This window comes from Paenibacillus sp. FSL R7-0198, from assembly GCF_038000415.1.
Taxonomy (GTDB): Bacteria; Bacillota; Bacilli; order Paenibacillales; family Paenibacillaceae; genus Paenibacillus.
The window spans coordinates 3890903-3911644 of the sequence record NZ_JBBOCB010000001.1 but is presented as its reverse complement, the minus strand read 5'-3'; the positions used below and the strand labels follow the sequence as shown (position 1 = coordinate 3911644).

Genomic DNA, 20742 nt, shown 5'->3' with positions numbered 1-20742 from the left:
TTCACCTAATTTAATGTGCTTAATCTGTGCTTAATGAATGAACTGAACGGACTTTTTATAAAGATGTGCTTACAAGGAGGGATGACTGCATGAAATTAGCCATTATTGCAGATGATTTGACCGGTGCCAATGACAGCGGGGTGCAGCTTGCCCGTCATGGCTTGAAGACCAGTGTTCTTTTTAATATGGATGAAGGACCTCTTACACGATATGATGCTGTCGTCTTTGATACAGATAGTCGTTCCATATCCTCGCAAGAAGCGTATGACCGTGTATATCGTGCTGCTGAATTGCTGACGAATAATGGATTTGAAACAATTTTCAAAAAAATGGACTCCACCATGCGCGGTAATATCGGTATCGAGATTGATGCTGTATATGATGTCGTAAAGCCGGACTTTATGATGATTGCCCCGGGTTATCCAAAAAATAACCGGACGATACTAGAAGGAATTCATTACCTGAACGGCGTTCCGCTGGCAGATACTGAAATTGCCCATGATCCGAAGACACCTGTTACGATTTCCTACCTTCCGGACTTATTGAAACAACAGACCAAGTACGAAGTTGGCGAGATCACCGTCGCCGATCTGGAAGCCGGGCAGAATCATATTCGCACCAAGCTGGAGCAGCTGAAAACAAATAACATCCCGTATGTGATGGTGGACTCCACCGAAGAACGCCATCTGGAACTGATTCTGCGTATGACTCGCGACATGGATTATACCTTTACTTGGGCAGGTTCGGCGGGCATTGCCAATTACCTCCCCGCACATTACGAGTTGGAGTCCAGGGCTGCTTCACTTGATATCCCGGAGAATTCCGGTCCAATTCTGACGGTGGTAGGCAGCGTAAACAAGAATTCCCGTGAGCAACTGCATCGCTTGATGCGCAAGTCCCGCGTGGCTTCAGTCTCCTTCCATTCTTTCAAAGCGGTATCCGCAACCGCAGACCGCACGGAAGAGATGGAACGTGTCTATAAGGAGGTCCGAGACAAAGCGCTGGAAGGACAAGATGTTGTCCTCTACTCCACCGCTGAACAGGTGGATATCGAACTGGCACGGGCAACGGGCGAAGTTCGTGGTCTCAATCACACGGAAGTCAGCAACCAAATTGTACTCGCGATGGGTGAGATCTGTGCCAGACTGCTGGAAGAGGGACTTTTCAAAGGGGTATCCATGACCGGTGGCGATACGGCAAAACAGATCTGTCTGAAATGGAATATTAGCGGCTTCGAGCTGCTGGATGAGCTTGAAATCGGCGTGCCGATCTCCAAGTTTATAGGGATTGATGATCTGCATGTGATTACCAAAGCAGGCGGATTCGGCAAACCCGATGTCTTTATTCATGCGATTCAAAAATTAAAAGGAGGTATTCTTGTATGAAACCTACAATTGGAATTACGATGGGCGACGCAGCAGGTATTGGACCGGAGATTATTATGAAGGCACTGGGTCATAAAGAAATGTACGATCAGTGCAATCCACTCGTTATTGGTGACGCGAAAATTCTGGAGCGTGTGTTACCTGTCATCGGCTCAAGTCTGAACGTTAACGCGATTCAAGAGCCTTCTGAAGCCAAGTATGAATTCGGTACTGTGGATGTGATTGATCTGAACCTCGTTCCTGCGGATCTCGAATACGGTAAAGTATCTGCCGTGGCTGGAGATGCAGCATTCCAGTTTCTCGCCAAAGCCATTGATCTTGCCAAAAAACAGCAGATTCACTCCATCTGCACCGCGCCTTTGAACAAGGAAGCTCTGCACCAAGGGGGGCACCTGTACCCGGGACACACCGAGATTCTGGCGGATCTGACGGATACGCAGGACTTCTCTATGATGCTGACCACGCCGAATCTGCGCGTTATTCACCTGACAACACACATGGGTCTGATCGATGCCATTGCAAGTATCAACCCGGAAAGAACGTACACCGTTGTGAAGCTTGCTCATGATACGTTGAAAAAAGCAGGCTTTGAGAATCCGCGCGTTGCCGTATGCGGAATCAACCCTCATGCCGGAGAGAACGGCTTGTTCGGTAATGGTGAAGAAGAAGAGAAGCTGCAGCCCGGCATTGAGCGTGCACAGCAGGAAGGCATTAACGTCGTTGGTCCACTCCCGGCGGACACACTCTTCTTCCGCGCTGGTCGCGGGGACTTCGATATCGTTGTAGCCTGCTACCACGACCAAGGCCATGCGCCGATCAAAGTAATGGGCATCGAGGAAGGCGTGAACATCACCGTTGGCCTGAAAGGCGGCATCATCCGTACATCCGTTGACCACGGTACAGCCTTCGATATCGCTGGCAAAAACATCGCCGATGATAAAAGTATGCTGGCTGCCATTCGCTCTGCCATTGAGCTGGCGCCGAAGGATCAAGTTTAAGAGTAGCCGTTATACGGGGCACATGAGTAATTCTGGTTGTGCCACCATCACTAGGTAGACGTAATCTATATATTAGAAGGAAAAAGGCAATCCCTTTGTAACTTGGAGGGTTTGCCTTTTGTATATCTCCATATATCTGTGGCTGTGGCTGTTGCCATTCATGCAGCACCGCTCCACTGACATCCCCAGATCATCTCTGTCTTCTGTCAGCGCTCAGGCCTACCCAAAGATATCACTTCACGTTCGCTCTGTGAATGTCGGCTACGGCGATATGCACTCGGTGACATTCCGCTCTGTTTGTTGAAGATGCGGTTGAACTGGGAAAAGCTTGTGAACCCACACTGTGCAGCAATATCTGTGATTTTCTCACTCGAATTCAGCAGCAATTGCTGGGCATTCCGAATACGCGTCATCTGCACATACTCCGTGAAGGTGAAGCCTGTAACCTTATTGAATTGGCGAGACAAGTGATGGGCACTTACATAAAAGCGCTTGGATACCTCGTCCAAAGATAAATCCTGCTGATAATGGCTGTGAATATAAGAGGCAATGGCATACATGCGCCTGGACATCGTTGATCCAGTCTCTTCACGCACATACCCGTTCTCTGCCGAATAACGATGAAGGGCACAGAGAAACTCCATGAACTTGCTATGAATCATAACCGATTGAAGTGCAGAAGGATGCTGCGATATAGCAAAAATATCATTGATCGGCGCGAGGACTTCCTTGCGTCTTTCTTCTGTAAATCGGAATATCGGAATGGGTTCATCAAAAATCGAAAACAGCTCATTGTAATCGTTCTCAAGACCAGGTGTATTACGTGGCATGGCAAAGGTGATCATCAATCGTTTCGGCGGGGCACCCTTCGGATATTGCGTTTTATGCAGCAAAGAAGGTCGCAGCAGAACGATATCCAGAGGCTGGATATCATATAAACTGCCTTCAATGATGTGCGCAGCTGTTCGATCCAGAAGAATACAGATTTCATAGAAATCATGGAAATGCTGAAACTCCATATTTAGATCATGAGAACGCTCGTCATAATCCAGATGATAAAAAAGCGAATCTCCAAGCTGGTTCACATGGACCGCATATCCCTGCTCGTATGCCAAAACCGATTGTGTCATGAACATGCCTCCATCCTGGTTCTAATGAGTTTATTTTAGCATGAAATGCAATAAAAAGACGTTATTTTCAGCATACAATACGTAGTTTCGCCCATTTCTCTTTTGTTATGATAAAGTTAATATGTTAGCGCTTGCAAAAATCTCGCTCCAACAACGACCACAGCCTGTACTTACTACAAACCAAGGTGGGAAACCAACATGAAAATGAATTCCTTGTATACTCGAATCCATACCATTGTTAAACACTTGGAACGTGCACGACTAACCTCAAAGACATATATCCCTGAGCTTTATCATAAAGAAAGTGGTTACCACTCCTGGGAACTGGTGCATGAGGACCCTTCCTCCTGGAACGTATTCCGTAAAGGTGATGGCTGGGGCGGCAAAGACGTACACAGTTGCTTCAAAACCCGCATTCAAATCCCGGATCATCTGGAAGGAAAAAAGGTCGTTTGTGCCATCGTCACTGGCGCTGATGACATCTGGAATTACGATAATCCGCAATTTCTGGCATTCCTCAATAGGGAATTGATCTGCGGTCTGGATGTGAATCATACGGAGATCGACCTGACATCCGCTGCGGCAAAAGGTGATGAATTCGAACTGGCATTATATGCTTATTGCAGTACTTCTGCCGCGGATGTTTTTCTGAATGTATATATTGCCGAGCATCATCAGCAAGTCTCCGATTTGTATTACGATCTTAAGGCTGCACTCGATGCTGCTGATCTGCTGCGTGAGGATGATCTGGAGCGGCTGAAGCTTATCGAACATCTGAATAAAGCCGTGAATCTGCTGGATTTGCGCCAGGAAAACAGCTCAGAATTCCATGCATCGGTACTGGAAGCACGCCGATATCTGCAAGATCATGTCTATTGTGATATCCGCCCTGCTGGTGATCACATCCCTACCGTGCACTGTATCGGACACACGCATATCGATGTGGCATGGCTGTGGACATTGGATCAGACTCGGGAGAAGGTCATTCGCAGCTTTGCGAGTGTACTCTACTTGATGGACAAGTTCCCAGAGTATACCTTCATGTCCTCTCAGCCCCAGCTGTATGCATACCTGAAAGCAGACTACCCATCCCTATATGAGAAAATCAAGGAAAAGGTGGCCGAAGGCCGCTGGGAAGCGGAAGGTTCAATGTGGCTGGAGGCCGATTGTAACCTGATTTCGGGTGAATCCATGATCCGTCAGATTATCTACGGCAAACGTTTCTTCAAGGAAGAGTTCGGTGTGGAGAACCGTGTGCTCTGGTTGCCGGATGTATTTGGTTATAGTGCAGCGATGCCGCAGATTATGCGCAAGAGCGGCATTGATTATTTTATGACAACCAAAATTGCCTGGAATGATACAAACCAGATTCCGAACGATACGATGTACTGGCGAGGAATCGACGGATCAGAGGTTCTGACCCACTTTATCACAGCAACAGACTATGACAAACATCCTGATTTCAGGCAGCGTCGCTTCGAAACAACTTATAATGGACGGTTTAATGCTTCGCAAGTGAAAGGTACGTGGCAGCGATACCAGAACAAAAACATCAATGCAGATGTCCTGCAATGTTTCGGATTCGGGGACGGCGGCGGCGGACCAACCGAGGAGATGCTGGAGCATGGCAGACGACTTGATGTTGGATTGCCGGGTGTACCCGCGGTGAAACGTACCTTTGTACGCGAGTTTTTTGAGAAGCTGGAGCAAAATCTGGCGGATGTTCCTTCCGTTCCCCGCTGGTCGGGAGAGCTGTATCTGGAGTATCACCGGGGTACCTACACGTCCATGGCACGCAACAAACGGTACAACCGTCATAGCGAATTTGCGCTGGCCGATGCCGAGCTTTATGCCATGATTCATCGTCAGGCAAATGCACAGGCGACCTATCCAACCAATGCACTGGAGCATGCATGGAAGCTGACGATGCTGAACCAGTTCCATGATATTCTCCCGGGCAGCTCCATTGAGCAGGTATATGTGGATTCCCAGGAGCAATATGAAGAAGTTCTGCGTGTCACAGATGAGCTGAAAGACAGCGCACTGAACGGCATTGCCAGCCGAATTACATCTGATGGCGAAGCCATTGTGGTATTTAACACCACCGGATTTGTACGCACGGATGTGGTTGAACTGCCTGCTTTTGCAAGAAAAGTAACCGTCTACGATGGAGATCACCCTGTACCAAGCCAGCGAACTCCCGAAGGCGGACTTGTGTTCCTTGCAGAGAACGTGCCTGCATCCGGGTATAAATCCTTCCGAATTACACCGGATCTGACAGACGAGCTTGTCGCGGGGGTATCGGTTGTACAGTGGGAAGCAGATCAGCGCCACATCCATACACCTTGGTATGATATTCAACTGAATGAAAGTGCCGAATTCACATCCGTTTGGGACAAGCTGGAGGGCCGTGAGCTTCTTCAGTCTGGCAAGCGCGGTAACGTGCTGCAAGTGTTCGAGGATCGACCTGCGGAATACGAGGCATGGAACATTGACGATTATTATGAACAGCATATGTGGGAGATTAACGACCTGCTGTCGCTGGATTGGGTTGAAAGCGGGCCGGTACGTTCCGTGCTTCAAGTGAAGCGACAGTTCCTGGACTCGGTCATTGAGCAAACGATCATCTTCTACGCACATACACGCCGGATTGATTTCCGTACGTTTGTGGATTGGAAACAGGAACATTTGCTGCTGAAAGCCGCCTTCCCGCTCGATATCTGGAGTGAGAAAGCGGTCTACGAAATCCAGTACGGCAACGTTGAGCGCGCTACCCACCGTAATACGAGCTGGGATCAAGCCCGGTTTGAAGTATGCGGACAGAAGTGGGCCGATCTGGCGGAGAACGGGTACGGTGCTGCTCTGCTGAACGACTGCAAATACGGATATGATATTCATAACTCGGTGATGCGACTGTCACTGATCAAGAGCGCAACGTACCCGAATGAAAATGCCGACAAAGAGCAGCACGTATTCACCTACGCGCTCTATCCGCATCAGGGCGACTTCCGTGAAGGACGTGTCATACAAGCTGCTTATGATCTCAACCGTCCGCTGGTTGCTCGTGAGATTGCATCGCAAACCGGTACGTTGCCGGGAACATGGTCACTCGCATCGGTCGATCAGGATAATGTCGTGCTGGAGGTTATCAAAAAAGCCGAGAACAACGATGATATGATCATCCGTCTCTATGAAGCACACGGCCGCCGCAGCCGTGCTTCCCTGCAATTGCCTGAGGGAGCAGGTACAACGGCGTACGCGTGTGATTTGCTTGAGAACAACGAAGTGGAATGCACCGTGGAAAATGGTCGGATTTCTTTTGATATCAAACCGTATGAGATTCTGACCTTCCGGATTCCGAGCGTGTAGCCGGCATTTTTCGGTGAATATGTAGCATAGCCGTTCATATTATGGGTGCTTCTTGTCATGGCTGACAAGGGCACTCTTTTTCTTTTTACCAGACTGCCATCCCTAGATATACAAAAACACCCCCGGAATATCATCGGTAGAGCCAGAAGGCTTTACCATGTTTATTCACAGGGGTTTCTGATCACCGATGGTAGATTATAGAGCAACCAACTTAGCCATCGGATACGTCATTCTTTAAAATTCTTCATACTCGCTTGGATCTTGATCCCATAACCGTCCATCAGGACGATTAAATGCAGAGATGACCTGCATCTCTTCTGTGCTCAACTCAAAATCGAATATATCGATATTTTCCTGCTGATGCTGCAAGGAGCCAGCTTTCGGAATGGGAATGGAACCTAGCTGAACATGCCAGCGCAGAATGATCTGAGTTGGCGTTTTGCCATGCGTTTCCGCAATCCGAAGAATGTTCTCATCCTTCAGAATATCCTGTACGGCATCATTGCCACGTCCAATCGGACTCCAGGATTCGTTCACGATGCCATGCTTCGTATCCTGTTCCCGCTGATCGGATTGGTCGAAGAATGGATGCAGCTCAATCTGATTCAGACTCGGCGCTATCCCCGTTTCCTTAATCAGGCGTTCATTGTGCTCAGGCAGGAAGTTGCTGACTCCAATGGATCGGATATATCCACGTTTTTTGGCTTCGATCAGCGCTTGCCATGCCTCGACATACATGTCCTTCTTCGGATTGGGCCAGTGAATCAGATACAGGTCGTAATAATCCAGATCGGCTCTGTACAGGGATTCCTGGATCGCCACAAGTGCTTTATCATGAGCGTGATAACGACCCGGCAGCTTCGAGGAAATGAGCAGTTCTTCTCTGGCGATGGAGCTTTGCTTGATTGCTCTGCCCACGGTTGCCTCATTCTCATAGTTATACGCCGTATCAATTAATCGATAACCCGCATCCATTGCGGACGCAATCGATTTAACGCCTTCTTCACCTTTTAAACTATAGGTACCAAATCCAATTGCAGGTACTTTCAAGCCATCGTTCAATGTATATTCCGGAATATGATTCATGTGAGAACTCTCCTTTGCCAAAAGGTTAGATTATCGTTCCGAGATTAGACTGTTAGAAATTGATCGTCCTCTCGTTATTCTACCCCTCCCAGTGGGCTTGAATCAATTTGGCATAAGAGAGACTACAAGGTATTGGACGTTCTATTCGTTGTTTCCGACCAGTATATCAACAATGATGTCCAGCTGTTGCTCTACCGAAATGGGGTCACTGAGCAGAAACTCGTCGAAATCAATATTGTAGACCTTATTCGCTTTCCCTGCTGGCGATTGCTCAATCAGTTTCTGTACATCCTTGAGTTTATCCTCCGCCCCGTCATTGACAGCAAGGAATAACCGGTCACCAATAAAGTCAGGAATCACCTCAGAAGAAATTTCCCACGTCTCACCTTTGATCACGTCTGTCTCTACCTTGGCGGTTGGCTTCAACCCGAGATATTTGTAGATGATATTGCCTCCCATATTGGTATCCCCGTATACAAAAAGAGCATCTGGACGTACGTTTAATATGGAGAACGTCTCATCGGCACCTACATAAGGGCTAATTTTTTCTTTATACTCCGCGATTTTGGCCTTGAATTGCTCGTTCCATAACCGCGCTTCTTCTTGCTTCCCAAGAATATCACCAAACATCTCCACATCTTTAATCGGGTCGTTGTACTGCTCGACAACAATGGTTGGAGCAATCTGACTTAGTGCATCATACCCGCCTTCCACAGCCTCCACAAATGCTGCCGTTGTAACAATCAGATCTGGCTCCAGTGACAGAATTTTCTCGGCATCTGGCGGAACACCCACATCTGCAATACCGGAAGTATCACTTATAAGTGGATTATCTAAAATAAATGTCGTTGTGCCAACCGGCTTCACCCCAAGCGCCATTAACTCACCCAAGTGATAAAAGCTGACGACTCGCTGTGGATTCACAGGAATCTCGGTTTCGCCTTTCAGATGTTTATACATCCGCGTTTCCGTAGCTGCGCTGTCTGTAGTTACAGCAGTAGTCGTATCTGATGAAGCTGGCTGGGAAGCCGCTGCTCCTGAAGTACTGCTTGTCTGGCATGCACTTAGAAGCAAGGATGTACATAGTAACATCATCGCCCCAAAGGCCGGTCGTGAAAATCTAAACATGGATGTGTCCCCTTCCCTAATCCGTTGATAATAAGTCTCATTCTCATTATGAGAAAAGGATTTAGGGGTTACAATAGACGATTCTAACCCGCGCAATGGATTATACTGAACCTGAATCTTTTGCCGATGTTCCGCACGAAACTGAAGTGGCGATAAGCCGGTATGCTTTTTGAACAAGCGACTGAAATAATACACATCTGCATAACCTACGTTGTTTGCAATTTCCTGGATACGGGCCTCGGATCTTAGAAGGTAATGCTTTGATCTGTGAACGCGCACATGTATGAGATACTCAATCGGTCCTAGTCCAATCTGGTTTTTGAACAAACGGGATAAATAGCTGGCGCTGCAATGGTATCTCTTGGCTAGTTCCTCGGCTGTAATCGGCTCACTATAGTGATCGTGAATGTAGTGGATTGCCTCAGTGACGATGTTGGATCTGCTGCCTTCCTTTTTGGCCGATGTCTGGATCTGTTGCCGCATGATCTCGTACACCAATGGAAGAAAGACGGATTGCGCCTGTAGCTTGTCTATCGAGGTTGGCTCTTGCCATAGACGATTCATGGCTTCACTCTTTTCCTGAACAGGGAGTACTGCATACGGGGCGAACCCATACGTCACTTGGAAGCTCTTCTGATCTTCCGGCGATGCACACTCCGCTGTATATAAAATCAGATAGCAGGCAAAGTCCTGATCCAGCGGTATAATACTCAGCTCAGCATCTGCTCCCCCATGTAATATGTAGGGTGAACGGTTCTGGTAGACTTTTCCTGATATACTTACCCTAGCCTCTCCATGAGTAGTAATTAAGAAAAAGCTGGTATGCGCTACATAGTGATCAGGAACCGTTCCATGCTCCGCACGATAATACCGAATATCTAGCAATCTAACGGCAGTTCGGCTCCACCGTTCGATATGGGCTTCCCAATCCATATGCGTTCCCCCTACTTCTTCGTTCATAAAATATGCCTATTATATCACAGACAAAAAGCCCTCAACCCAGATGGGTTAACGGCTTATGAATTGAAACGGCATATTGAAAAAAGGCAAAGCTGTTATGATGTCATATCTATCGTAATAGATAACTATGAAATAATTTTATCGCATCCATTTTTGAAATAAAATCCTAGTATTCTCGCGCATATTGCTTATCCTCTTTCAGTTGCACAATGTCATGTCCGGTTGGATTCTGGAAGGCCCGCAGTCCAAATGTTGGCGCCACCGCGAAGATATGGTCAAAGATATCCGCTTGCACATTCTCATACACACCCCAGTTGATATCATTGCTGAATGCATAGATTTCAAGAGGCAGTCCGCGATCTTCCGGTGCTAGTTGTCTCACAATCATCGTCATGTCCTTATTGATTTTCGGATGATTTCTCAGATATTGATGGATATATTCCCGGAACACACCGACATTTGTCAGCTGTCTGCCGTTCACGTTGCTTTCGGTATTCACCTGGTGCTCCATGTTGTACGCTTGAATTTCTTTCAATTTTGCTGTGACATAATCAGTCAGGTAGTGGATTTTCTCAAATTCGGCTACCATCTCTTCCGTACAAAAACGGATACTGCTGATATCAATATAGATACTCCGCTTAATCCTTCTGCCGCCGGACACCTGCATGCCCCTCCAGTTACGGAACGAATCCGAAATGAGGGCGTAGCTTGGAATCATCGTAATGGTTTTATCAAAATTCATAACCTTTACCGTGTTCAATGTAATGTCAATGACGTCACCGTCCGCATTATACTTTGGCATCTCGATCCAGTCACCAACGCGTACCATATCGTTCGACGATAGCTGTACACCGGCCACGAGGCCCAGAATCGAGTCTTTGAATACGAGCATTAATACCGCCGATAACGCCCCAAGTCCACTGAGGATAATGAGCGGGTTCTGTCCAATCAGGCTGGAGATGACGATAATGCCCCCAATAATGAACAGGACAATCTTGGCTACCTGAATGTAACTCTTGATTGGGCGAATCTTCGACACCTCATAGGTACGATAGATATCATCGAAGACATTCAGCAGAGCATTCAGAATCGTAATCATGATTACAATCATATAGGTCATTGCTGATTTTTCAATTATGGCCTGATAGGGCGAGAAAATATAAGCAGAATAATAGATTATAATGGCTGGCACAAGATGCGACAGCTTCTGAAATAAATTTTTTTGAACCACGATGTGGCCCCACTTGAAACGATTGTTACTCACGATACGATGCACCGTCTTCAGTACCACTCGTTTGGCAATAACATTCGCCAGTACCGAGATTAGCGCGATAAAAATAATCATAATCACATTCGAAAGGTATCCAATGGAGGGTTCACTCATGCCGAGTTCTTCTAGTTGATTTCTGATAAAGTCCATTGTTTCCTCCTGACATAATCTAGTTTAGCCTATTATTATAAAGTAGTTTGAGAGGGCAAGCAAAGTTTGTGCTTCCGCTCCGTTCTTCCTATGCATTATATATATTTAAAAAAGGACCCTGTCATTCAAAGAATGATGGGTCCACTTAATTATGTCGTCTTTATATCATGCTCACGAGAAATGTCCAATAACTCACTCACCGTGACCATACGGTACCCTTCCGCGACCAGTTCATCCACCAGCACACGAACCGCCTCCACCGACTGGGAACGATCCCCGTACCCATCATGGAATATGAGCACGCTGCCAGGTTTCACCGCCGACCGGCTATGCTCCAGAATGTGCTCAACGCCGGGATTGTCCCAATCCCTCGCATCCCCGTTGACCGCACCAATCGTGCGATATCCACGCTCCGCTGCCAGAGACAGTATATCATCGTTTACGCCAAAATACGGCGGTCGGAAGCTGCGGGCAGGTTGCCCCGTAACTTTTTGAACAAGATTTTCTGCGCGTTGCAACTCCTCCCCGGCTTCCTTTAGCGTCAACTTGGTCAGATCTGGATGCGTGTACGTATGGTTAGCGATCTCATGCCCTGCACGATGCACCTCCGCCGCAATCTCCGGGTGGTTCTCCATCTCTTGGCCAATCATGAAAAACGTCGCCTGCCCACCGGCACGCCGGAATATCTCAAGCACTTGAGGTGTGTACACCGGATGTGGCCCATCATCAAACGTGAACGCAACAACCTTTTCCCGAACAGACTCCTGCTCTACCATCGCAATATTGACCATACTATAATGACCCCTCTCTGCAACTGACTGGCTATATCCCCCTTATTATTCCATGTCCATACGCCGCGGTCCAGTCCAGAGATCACACCTTGCGAAATCCCGAATCAAGCCGATATCCACCAGAAAGAGAGTACAGCGAGCGAGCAGCAAGCCCTTCTACCGCCAAGCCTCCAGTCCAGCCTTCAGCTAACCCTTGATCGCACCTGCGATCATACTCTTCTGCACCTGTTTGTTCAACAGCAGATAGATGACTACCGTTGGCACCGTTGTAATCATCAGTCCCGCACCAATGATGCCCCATTGCGTAATGTACGTTCCCACCATCGACATCATGCCCACCGTCAATGTCTGGTAAGCCGTGTTATTGATAAACGTGACAGCAAACATCAGCTCGTTCCAGCAGGACAGAAATGTGAAGATCGCTACAGTTGATATGGCCGGACGCACAAGCGGCAGGATAATGGAGAAAAACGTCCGGTATATGCCGCAGCCGTCGATAACCGCCGACTCCTCCATCTCTCTCGGGATACCTTTAAAAAAACTGCCCAGAATGAACACCGCCATCGGAATGCCAAATGCCACATAGGGAATGATCAGTGACCAGTAGCTGTTGAGCAGGCTCAGATTCTTCAAAATAATAAACAATGGCAGCAGCGCCGCATGAATCGGCACCATCATGCCCAGCAAAATGAGTGTCATCGTGAACCCGCTGAGCTTCCAGTTCATTCTCGTGATTGCGTATCCCGTCATGGAGGACAAGATCAGTACCAAGACAATGGAGGCCGCAGTAACCAGCACACTATTCATAAAATAGGTCAGCACATGGCCGTCAGACATGGCTTTGGTGTAGTTGCTCCACAGAAATGCTTTGGGCAACCCAGCTACATCACCACTGAAGATCTCACTGTTATCCTTCAGGGAAAACAGCGCCAGCCAGATAAGCGGGTAGATCTGCACAATCGCAACGAGGATCAGAAACGCTTGCAGAAACACTTTCCCGATCGGTCCGGAGATGGACCTCGGCTTGGGATTTTTTTGCAACATGACTTCTACGGTACTCATGCCTTTTGCCTCCCTCTACTCCGTTTTGAACAATGAATTAATGAGGATCGTACACACTAGACACTCCACAATGATAAAGACCGAGATCGCACTGCCATATCCGTACCGGAACGTATCAAAAATGGTAGCGTACATCAGTGTGCTCGGCACTTCAGTTGTATAAAATGGTCCGCCTCCCGTCAGCACATAGATCAGGTCAAACACCTTGAACGCACCGATGACGGAAAAAACGAGGCTTACCTTCAGAATCGGCTTCATTAGCGGGATCATAATGGACCACGCCGTGCGAATACGGGAAGCACCATCCATTCGAGCAGCTTCGAGCACATCCTGAGACACGGACTTTGCTCCTGCATACATCAGCAGCATGTGATACCCCACGTACTGCCACAAGGTCGGAATAAACGATGCCGCCAAGGCGGTGTCCTTCTGCCCCAGCCAGTCCTGTGCCAGGCTGGATAAGCCGATACTTTGCAGCAGCACGTTCAGCAGGCCATAATCGGCATTGTAGATTTTTGACCACAACTGGGCAATAACCACCGTTGAGATCAACACCGGGATAAAATACACGGTCCGGTAGAACCCTTCCCCCTTGACGTTGGACGCCAGAATCAGTGCGAGCACCAGCGAGATTGGCAGTTGAATGAACACCGAAGCACCCGCGAATAACAGGGAGTTTTTGATAGAATTCAGCACACGGGTATCTTTAAACATCTCTACATAGTTGTCCAGGCCGATAAATGTACCCCTGCCCACGCCGTTCCAGTCCAGCAGACTGTAATAACTGGAGACAAAGATCGGAATAAGCACAATGCCGCAGAACAGAAGCAGCGTCGGCAGTACAAAGACGGCTATCGTGCCTTTATTGGAAAATACAGAGTTCATTATTGTTCTCCTCTCAAAGGCGTGACCGGGATATTCCGGACCACGCCTTGTTTGGGTTCATCTTCATGATTAGAAGCGGTAACATTGCAAGCTCACAAGGTCTATGCGCAAGATATTCACAGGCAATTTGCAAAGACTTCTAGTGTAAGGACCTAAGGCCTGTAAGCATTTAAGCATGTAAGCTTGCACGCACGTATACCTGCCTATCTGTTTTCTATAGACTTAGCTCTGTTGGTTTGAGCTGTGCCATCTGTTTGCAGAACTCCTCCGGTGTTACATCGCCGGCAAGCAGCTGGGCAATCAGGTTTTTGTGCGCTTCGGCAGACTCCGCAGGCAGAATGTTATCCCACCACGCGATGAATGAGGTCGCCGTTTTCATAATATCTGCCGCAGACAGATCAAGGGAGGACAGGCTGGATGTGTCGAGTGCATCGGTTTTCCAGCTTGGCAGACCCGCTCCAGCCAGGAACCCTTTCGTACCAAGCTGCTCACTCAGATACATGAGGAATTCCACGGCTTCCTTCGGATGTTTGGTATTCTGGTTGATGTAGAAACCATCGACGGCTCCGCCAAAGATTTCGGTATTTGTGCCTTTGCCATCTTCAAATACCGGGAACGGAATCACTTTCACTTTGCCTTTGACTGCGGAGGACGGGTCCTCAATGCCTGCATTCACCCAGTTGGCCTGGAACATCATCGCGCCGTTGCCTGCATTAAATGCACCAAGCATCTCGTCATAGCTCATGCTGAACATGCTGCTGTTGAACGCTCCTGCTTGTGCAAGCTGCTGCATTTTGGTCGCGGCGGCAACAAAGTCGGGCGAATTCCACTTTGACGGATCTTTAAAAGCTTCCATCACCGCAGCATTGCCTGCCTGACGCATCGCAATAATGTCGTACCAGTACATGCCCGGCCAGCGATCTTTCTCTCCAATCACAGCCGGGGTGATTCCTGCCGCTTTCAGCTTGGCGACTGCATCCAACAGTTCGTTATATGTGGTCGGAATCTTGGCACCCGCCTGCTCGAACAATTCCGTATTCACGTAAAGATTGGCGATATGAGTATACACGGGCAATGTGTAGATTTTGCCGTCCATATTGATGGCCTCCGCCATACCCGGACCCATTCGTTCTTTGATATCGTCCGTCAGGTAACTTGAAATTTCCAGCACATTGCCGGATTTGATGTACGGCTGCATGAAGCTGCCGCCACCCATGCCATAGAACAGGTCTGGCGCTTCACCAGCTGCAATTGATGTTTTGACTTTGGTTTTGTACTGTTCTCCTGTCGTGCCCGTACGTTCAACCTGAATGTCTGGGTGCTCGCTGTTCCATTTCTCAACAATCTCGGGCAGTAACTTAGCCGAAGGATCGGTATTGCCAACCGATTGATCCCACAGCGTCAGCTTGATCTTGCCGTTACTTTCCCCCTGTGCTCCACCGGACGAGCCCGATGAACATGCCGCCAGACTGCTTACAATGCCCAGAGTCAGAATTAGACTTGCTGATTTTTTTAATAGCGCTTTCATCTCTATGGACCTCCCTATGCGTTTTAGTTGGTTCTAGCCCATATTTTAGGCAAACTGTGCGTTGTTCTCCATTTAGAAAACAGGCATCGATTTGTAATATTCGAACATATGTGGAACTGGAAGTGGAAGTGCGTTTACGCTCAAACCATCTCTGCACTCCCCCACACTCCCCATTTTTGCATTCTCGTTTTTCAGGTTTTTACATTCCGATACTCATTCATGGATCGGCCGATATGTTTTTTGAACAAGACGCTGAAATAGTGTGGGTCCGGGATGCCTACCTGCTCCCCAATCTCATACCCTTTCATATCCGTCTGTTTCAGCAGCATTTCAGCCTTCTTCATGCGGAGTTGGGTCAGATATTCCACAAATGTCTGCCCGGTTTCTTTTTTCATCAGCCGCCCCAGATGGCCCGAACTTACGTAAAAAGCAGCCGCGGTGCTAGAAAGCCCTACTTCCGCATTGCCCATGTTCTCTTCAAGATAAGCCTTCACCCGGTCGATCAGATTACCTTCCTTGGCCTGTCGCTTGGCTTGTATGACATCCGATACGGTGCGGACATGCTGCTCCAGCATGCTTTTTAGTTCGGGCAGATGATCTGCTGTAAAAATGGCCGCAACCGCCTCTTTGTTCAATGCGTGCTCTCCCTCAATCTGTTGCTCTATGGCAGCACGCTGGCACTCCGTAACCACATCCATGGCTGCCATCCGAAACTGTGAAACGTCCGAAAACGGCACAGACAGCATACGCTCCAGCAACAATACGGCTTCTTCCCCCGCACCAACACTGACGTAAAATTGCAGTTGTTGGAGCAGCTGAGCATCCGAGTGGTAGGGCTTTTTACCGCCTTCGATGACCAGATCCTCGAAGCAAATAACCTGATTTTTTCCCACAAATGCCTGATAATCGAGTGCACGACACGCCTCCCGGTATCCCACACAGGCCCTTCCCCATCCTGATTGCCATTGCCCAATCCCTACGGTCACATCAACTTCACATCCTTCAAGCTTAAGTGTATGTTGAAGTTCTTCTTGAAGCTGCTGTACCTGATTGGCAAATTCCGTATCCGCACCAAGTGAGAGCACAACTATCCGGTTATGCGAGTCCATGACGATAATCGTATGCGAATCCTGGGGATAAAAAGCCTGCACCTGCTTCATGCCTACCATTCGCAGCAGAATATGTATTTCCTCAACGGTTTGTGGATGGGCTTCTGTCTGATAATGGCTTAATGGGGGTTGATCGTGTTGTTGTTGTTGAAGCCCTCGTTGGGCTTGGTGTCTTTGGTGATATGGTTCGGATAGATGCAGATATACCTCTGGTGCAGCTATCTTCGCTTGCGGTACAGCAACCTCCACCTCCATGACTGCGATGCGCAATTCTGGTTCACCAGACGAGATAGGGATACCGAAGAAACGCGCCTTCTCTTGTAGTTCATCCTCAGGCATCACATCAATTAACCATTGATTCACAAATCGCTCCCTGAGATAAGGCAAGCTCTGCTTCATCTCCTCTCGCAACTTCATCAGCTCATACTCGCGCCCGATCTCCTGCTCGATTGCCACTCGCAGCTTCGCCGTAACCTGTAATAACTCAGAAGCACGAATGGGTTTCAAAATAAAATCGGATATGCCCAGCTTCACACTCTGACGAGCATATTCAAATTCATCATGCCCCGTCACAACCACGATTTTTATGTTTGGGTAACGCTCCATGAGAATGCCGCTCAGTTCAATGCCGTCCATCTTGGGCATGTATATGTCCGTGAACACGATGTCCGGACGCAACAGCTCAACCTGGTTCAAAGCCTCTTCAGCATCGGAGGCCTCGCCAATGATGGTCATGCCTTGCTGCTTCCAATCGATACGCATGCGCAGCAGATTTCGGATGAGGTACTCGTCATCCACAATCAATACCTTTAGTGGTTCCACAGTCAATTCCATGATGCATCGGCTCCCTTCGGGATCGTTATGATAATGGTTGTTCCTTTTCCAACCTCGCTCTGCAGCTTGAGTCCATCTTCTCTGTCATAAAAAATGCGAAGCCGCTCCATCGTTCCCCACAAGCCAAAGCTTGGATTGTGTTTAGAGTTATAGGTAATCTTAGAAAGATTGGAAAGATTAGTTGAATTAGAGGGGTTAGATGAGTTAGTTGAGTCAGAACGGTTAGAACGGTTTATTTCTTTGCGTTGAACCTGCTGCACTTCTTCCTCGGACATGCCGACTCCGTCGTCAGTGATCGTTAGAATTACCCCTTCCTCGGATCGATGTGCTTGAATGCGTATCGTGCCTGGGCTGCCTTTGGGACGAATGCCATGATACAGTGAATTTTCCACCAGCGGCTGGAGCACGAGCTTGGGAATCATCACCCGCTCACAATCTGGAGCAATATCGTACCGCACCTCAAACACACCGGGGTAGCGCACCTGCTGGATCGTCAGATAATTGCGTACAATCTCTACCTCCTCGTGCAATGTAATCAGTTCACGGCCTTTGCTGACACTCAGTCGATAGTAACTTCCGAGCGCTTCTAACAGCTCACATACCTTATCGTTCATGCCCGACATGGCCAGGGAGGTGATGGAATCCAGTGTGTTGTATAAAAAATGCGGCTTGATCTGCGCCTGAAGTGTATTCAGCTCTGCACGGCGGATCGTCTGCTGCTCCTGAATGATGCGTTTCAGCATCTGGTCAATCTGCTCAATCATCTGGTTGTACCCTCCATATAGCTGTTCGAACTCGTAGCTGTTCAGCTCAACCGTTACTTTACGGAAGTTGCCACTTGGCGCTTTCTGCATGGCACGAAGCAGCTTGTGAATCGGCTTGATGACACTGCGCGAGATGATGAATGAACTTACAAAAAAGACAGTCCCGTTCACCGCCAGCAGGATCAATGCGAGCAGCACCATGGATTTATTACGGGTATCGGTAGCCCGGTATGGACTCATGCTGATGAATTTCCACTGATCATCACCAGCCGAACGATAGGTAACCGCATATTCCTGACCACCCGACTGCAAGGTGATGAAGCCAGAGGGCTGCTCTCGAAAGGTTTGTTTTAACTTGGCCTGATTGGCCTCTAACATCTCGTACATCCCTTCCTGTCCAGAAGCCGCAGACATGGATGCGTCGGATACAGCAGGCACGACCTTCTTTCCATCGGTTGCGTTGGTTGCGATCAGCCGCTGATGCTCATCCAGAATGGCCACCTGAAATGAATCCGGTGCAGACAGGTTGGCGTAGGCTTGAGCGATGGATGCCCCCTTGATGTTCATAACCAGAAATCCAAGCGGAGACGTATCATCCAAATCGCGAATGAGGCGAATAAATGAGACCACCTCTTGCCCATCATTTTCCCCCGTCGCCGAGACACCGCTGTCGTTGTTGCCACCATTCAGCCTGAGCAGATATCGTCCGTTGTGCTTCAAGGCCTCTTCATACCACAGCGCTTCCTTCACATTTGCTTCCATAAACGTAGGCCATTCCTGTGTACCAACCGAGAATCGGTGTCCCGAATTATCGTAAATATAGACTGAATCGATAATTGGAACCGCTTGCATAATATTGGTTAAATACGCGCTGACCTTGGACTGTGTCTGTAAATTGGAGTACACATTGCCCTGCCGCAGCAGGTTCTGCAAGTTGGGATCGGATAAAATCATTTTCGAATAATTATTCACGTTTTCGATCATCAGATTAACGTTGGTCTCAATGGATGTAATTGTCTGCAGTGATGCTTCATTGATCTTTCGTTGCGCATCTCTTTCCGAGATTCGATTCAGCACCAACGCACTGAACGCCACCGTTAGCAGAATAATGACAAAGTAGGCAAACGGGATTTTAAAAGCCAATGTCCTGGGCTTGCGTTGAATGAACTCTTTGAAACGGGGAGTCCACTTCTTCTTCATTGCACTGGAGTTTGCTCTTGTGTTTGCTTTCATATTATCGTTTGCTTCTGCATTGGTCTCGACATCTGATGCTGTTGCTGTCGCTTTCGCTTCAATTGTTGCATCTCCTTCTGTTGTTGCTCCTGCATCTGTTGTTGCATCCTTTGCTCTGTTTTTCACTCTGACCCTCCTTTGGTTCCGAAGTGTGATGGGTTTAACGGTTGGGATCTGATGACCAGTTGTGATACCCACCACTCTCTTGGATTGTATACAATTGTATATTATAGGACGGTGTATGGAGGAGGCTCAATTCTTTTTATCGCTTGGGGATGACATGGACTGAGTAAAAGGATGTGGGAAGACGGATGTTGTGAATACTTCGGGTATGGGGCCCCTTGACTTAAAACCCCAAGGAGCACTGCTTTATAAAATTTTGGAGGTACAGATAGTAAGTTGGAAGTTGTGCTGGATGGAGAGTGATGCAGGGGACGCGGAGGATCTTACTACACAAAAGACGCTGATAAACATCTGCCTTGATATGCGCTTCTTTTGAGCAGAATTACAATATGTACGAGCATGCACAAATCTTACTATGGGGCGTGTGTTGATCGAGTGGTTAAGTTTGGGGAGTCCAATCATCATTTTCTCGTATAATGAAATTAAGTGGGGAAATTTTCGGAGGCAAAACGCCCTCGGGCAGGACAAGTACAGAGTTCGTTATGGTAAACAGCCACAGCCACTCGTGATCAAAGCGAGAATTCGGTCACGCCTTTTTTGGAGGCATATTTCAGTGTGTAGCTTCCCTCTGTCCCATAAGGCATCGTGGCGATTTGGATGCGGGTGTAATCGAGGCGGCTCTCCCTCAGCACTTTTTTAATTAGCGCTATACTCCGATCCTCGTCCGTTACCACACAGAAAATGTTCATTACATATTCCTTTGGATCAGCCACACGGCTACCAAGATCACATCCATCCACCTCTCCCAACTCTGCCTGGGTTAGAACGGTTTCCAGATATTCCATTACCTTTTCCTTCAACCAATGATCTCGTTTGCTGCCCTGCTCGCTCTTCAGCGGATATTGCACCACAAGCCAGTATTTTTCATTCATTCAGC

14 protein-coding genes are annotated in these 20742 nt (G+C 48.1%); 3 read left to right on the top strand and 11 right to left on the bottom strand.

All coding sequences use genetic code 11. From position 1 onward, the window contains the following. The first annotated feature begins 89 nt into the window (after nt 1-89). Together MKY87_RS16925 and pdxA are read left to right on the top strand one after the other, a co-directional pair. Nucleotides 90-1385 (top strand): four-carbon acid sugar kinase family protein, encoded by a 1296-nt coding sequence (locus tag MKY87_RS16925; RefSeq protein ID WP_340965477.1) that lies wholly within the window; start codon nt 90-92, stop codon nt 1383-1385. After that, entirely contained in the window at nt 1382-2383 is a 1002-nt protein-coding gene (gene pdxA, locus MKY87_RS16920; protein ID WP_340965476.1) for a 4-hydroxythreonine-4-phosphate dehydrogenase PdxA, read from the top strand. Before MKY87_RS16925 ends, pdxA begins: the two co-directional genes overlap by 4 nt. Nucleotides 2384-2589: 206 nt before the next feature. Here the strand turns inward: pdxA and MKY87_RS16915 are convergent, their stop codons facing one another. Further along, nucleotides 2590-3513 carry an AraC family transcriptional regulator gene (locus MKY87_RS16915; RefSeq protein WP_340965475.1) on the bottom strand — a complete coding sequence of 308 codons (924 nt, stop codon included), beginning with the start codon at nt 3511-3513 and terminating at the stop codon, nt 2590-2592. Between the two features lie 198 nt (nt 3514-3711). Between MKY87_RS16915 and MKY87_RS16910 the strand changes: the two genes are divergently transcribed. After that, complete coding sequence (locus MKY87_RS16910) at nt 3712-6882, top strand: alpha-mannosidase (RefSeq protein WP_340965474.1); 3171 nt, start codon at nt 3712-3714, stop codon at nt 6880-6882. Nucleotides 6883-7116: 234 nt separating this feature from the next. Here MKY87_RS16910 and MKY87_RS16905 read toward each other — a convergent pair whose 3' ends face one another. The 10 genes from MKY87_RS16905 to MKY87_RS16860 form a co-directional block, all read right to left on the bottom strand. Then, entirely contained in the window at nt 7117-7968 is an 852-nt protein-coding gene (locus MKY87_RS16905) for an aldo/keto reductase (protein ID WP_339787322.1), read from the bottom strand. A 141-nt stretch (nt 7969-8109) separates the two neighbouring features. Next, entirely contained in the window at nt 8110-10029 is a 1920-nt protein-coding gene (locus MKY87_RS16900; RefSeq protein ID WP_340965473.1) for an AraC family transcriptional regulator, read from the bottom strand. 193 nt (nt 10030-10222) lie between these two features. Continuing rightward, the gene (locus MKY87_RS16895; RefSeq protein ID WP_340965472.1) at nt 10223-11476 is read right to left on the bottom strand and encodes a mechanosensitive ion channel family protein; all 1254 of its coding nucleotides are present in this window, start codon (nt 11474-11476) and stop codon (nt 10223-10225) included. Between the two features lie 149 nt (nt 11477-11625). After that, nucleotides 11626-12267 carry a polysaccharide deacetylase family protein gene (locus tag MKY87_RS16890; protein WP_340965471.1) on the bottom strand — a complete coding sequence of 214 codons (642 nt, stop codon included), beginning with the start codon at nt 12265-12267 and terminating at the stop codon, nt 11626-11628. Nucleotides 12268-12453: 186 nt separating this feature from the next. Continuing rightward, nucleotides 12454-13329 carry a carbohydrate ABC transporter permease gene (locus MKY87_RS16885; RefSeq protein ID WP_340965470.1) on the bottom strand — a complete coding sequence of 292 codons (876 nt, stop codon included), beginning with the start codon at nt 13327-13329 and terminating at the stop codon, nt 12454-12456. Nucleotides 13330-13344: 15 nt separating this feature from the next. Next, nucleotides 13345-14214, bottom strand: coding sequence for a carbohydrate ABC transporter permease (locus tag MKY87_RS16880; protein ID WP_017691225.1), 870 nt, complete (start codon nt 14212-14214; stop codon nt 13345-13347). A gap of 214 nt (nt 14215-14428) precedes the next feature. Further along, nucleotides 14429-15742, bottom strand: coding sequence for an extracellular solute-binding protein (locus MKY87_RS16875; protein WP_340965469.1), 1314 nt, complete (start codon nt 15740-15742; stop codon nt 14429-14431). 191 nt (nt 15743-15933) lie between these two features. Further along, a complete protein-coding gene (locus MKY87_RS16870) occupies nt 15934-17685 on the bottom strand; it encodes a response regulator (RefSeq protein ID WP_340965468.1) in 1752 nt (583 codons plus the stop codon). Continuing rightward, entirely contained in the window at nt 17676-19808 is a 2133-nt protein-coding gene (locus tag MKY87_RS16865; protein WP_340965467.1) for a cache domain-containing sensor histidine kinase, read from the bottom strand. Before MKY87_RS16865 ends, MKY87_RS16870 begins: the two co-directional genes overlap by 10 nt. A 566-nt stretch (nt 19809-20374) precedes the next feature. After that, nucleotides 20375-20737 carry a hypothetical protein gene (locus MKY87_RS16860; RefSeq protein WP_340965466.1) on the bottom strand — a complete coding sequence of 121 codons (363 nt, stop codon included), beginning with the start codon at nt 20735-20737 and terminating at the stop codon, nt 20375-20377. Nucleotides 20738-20742: the final 5 nt, after the last annotated feature.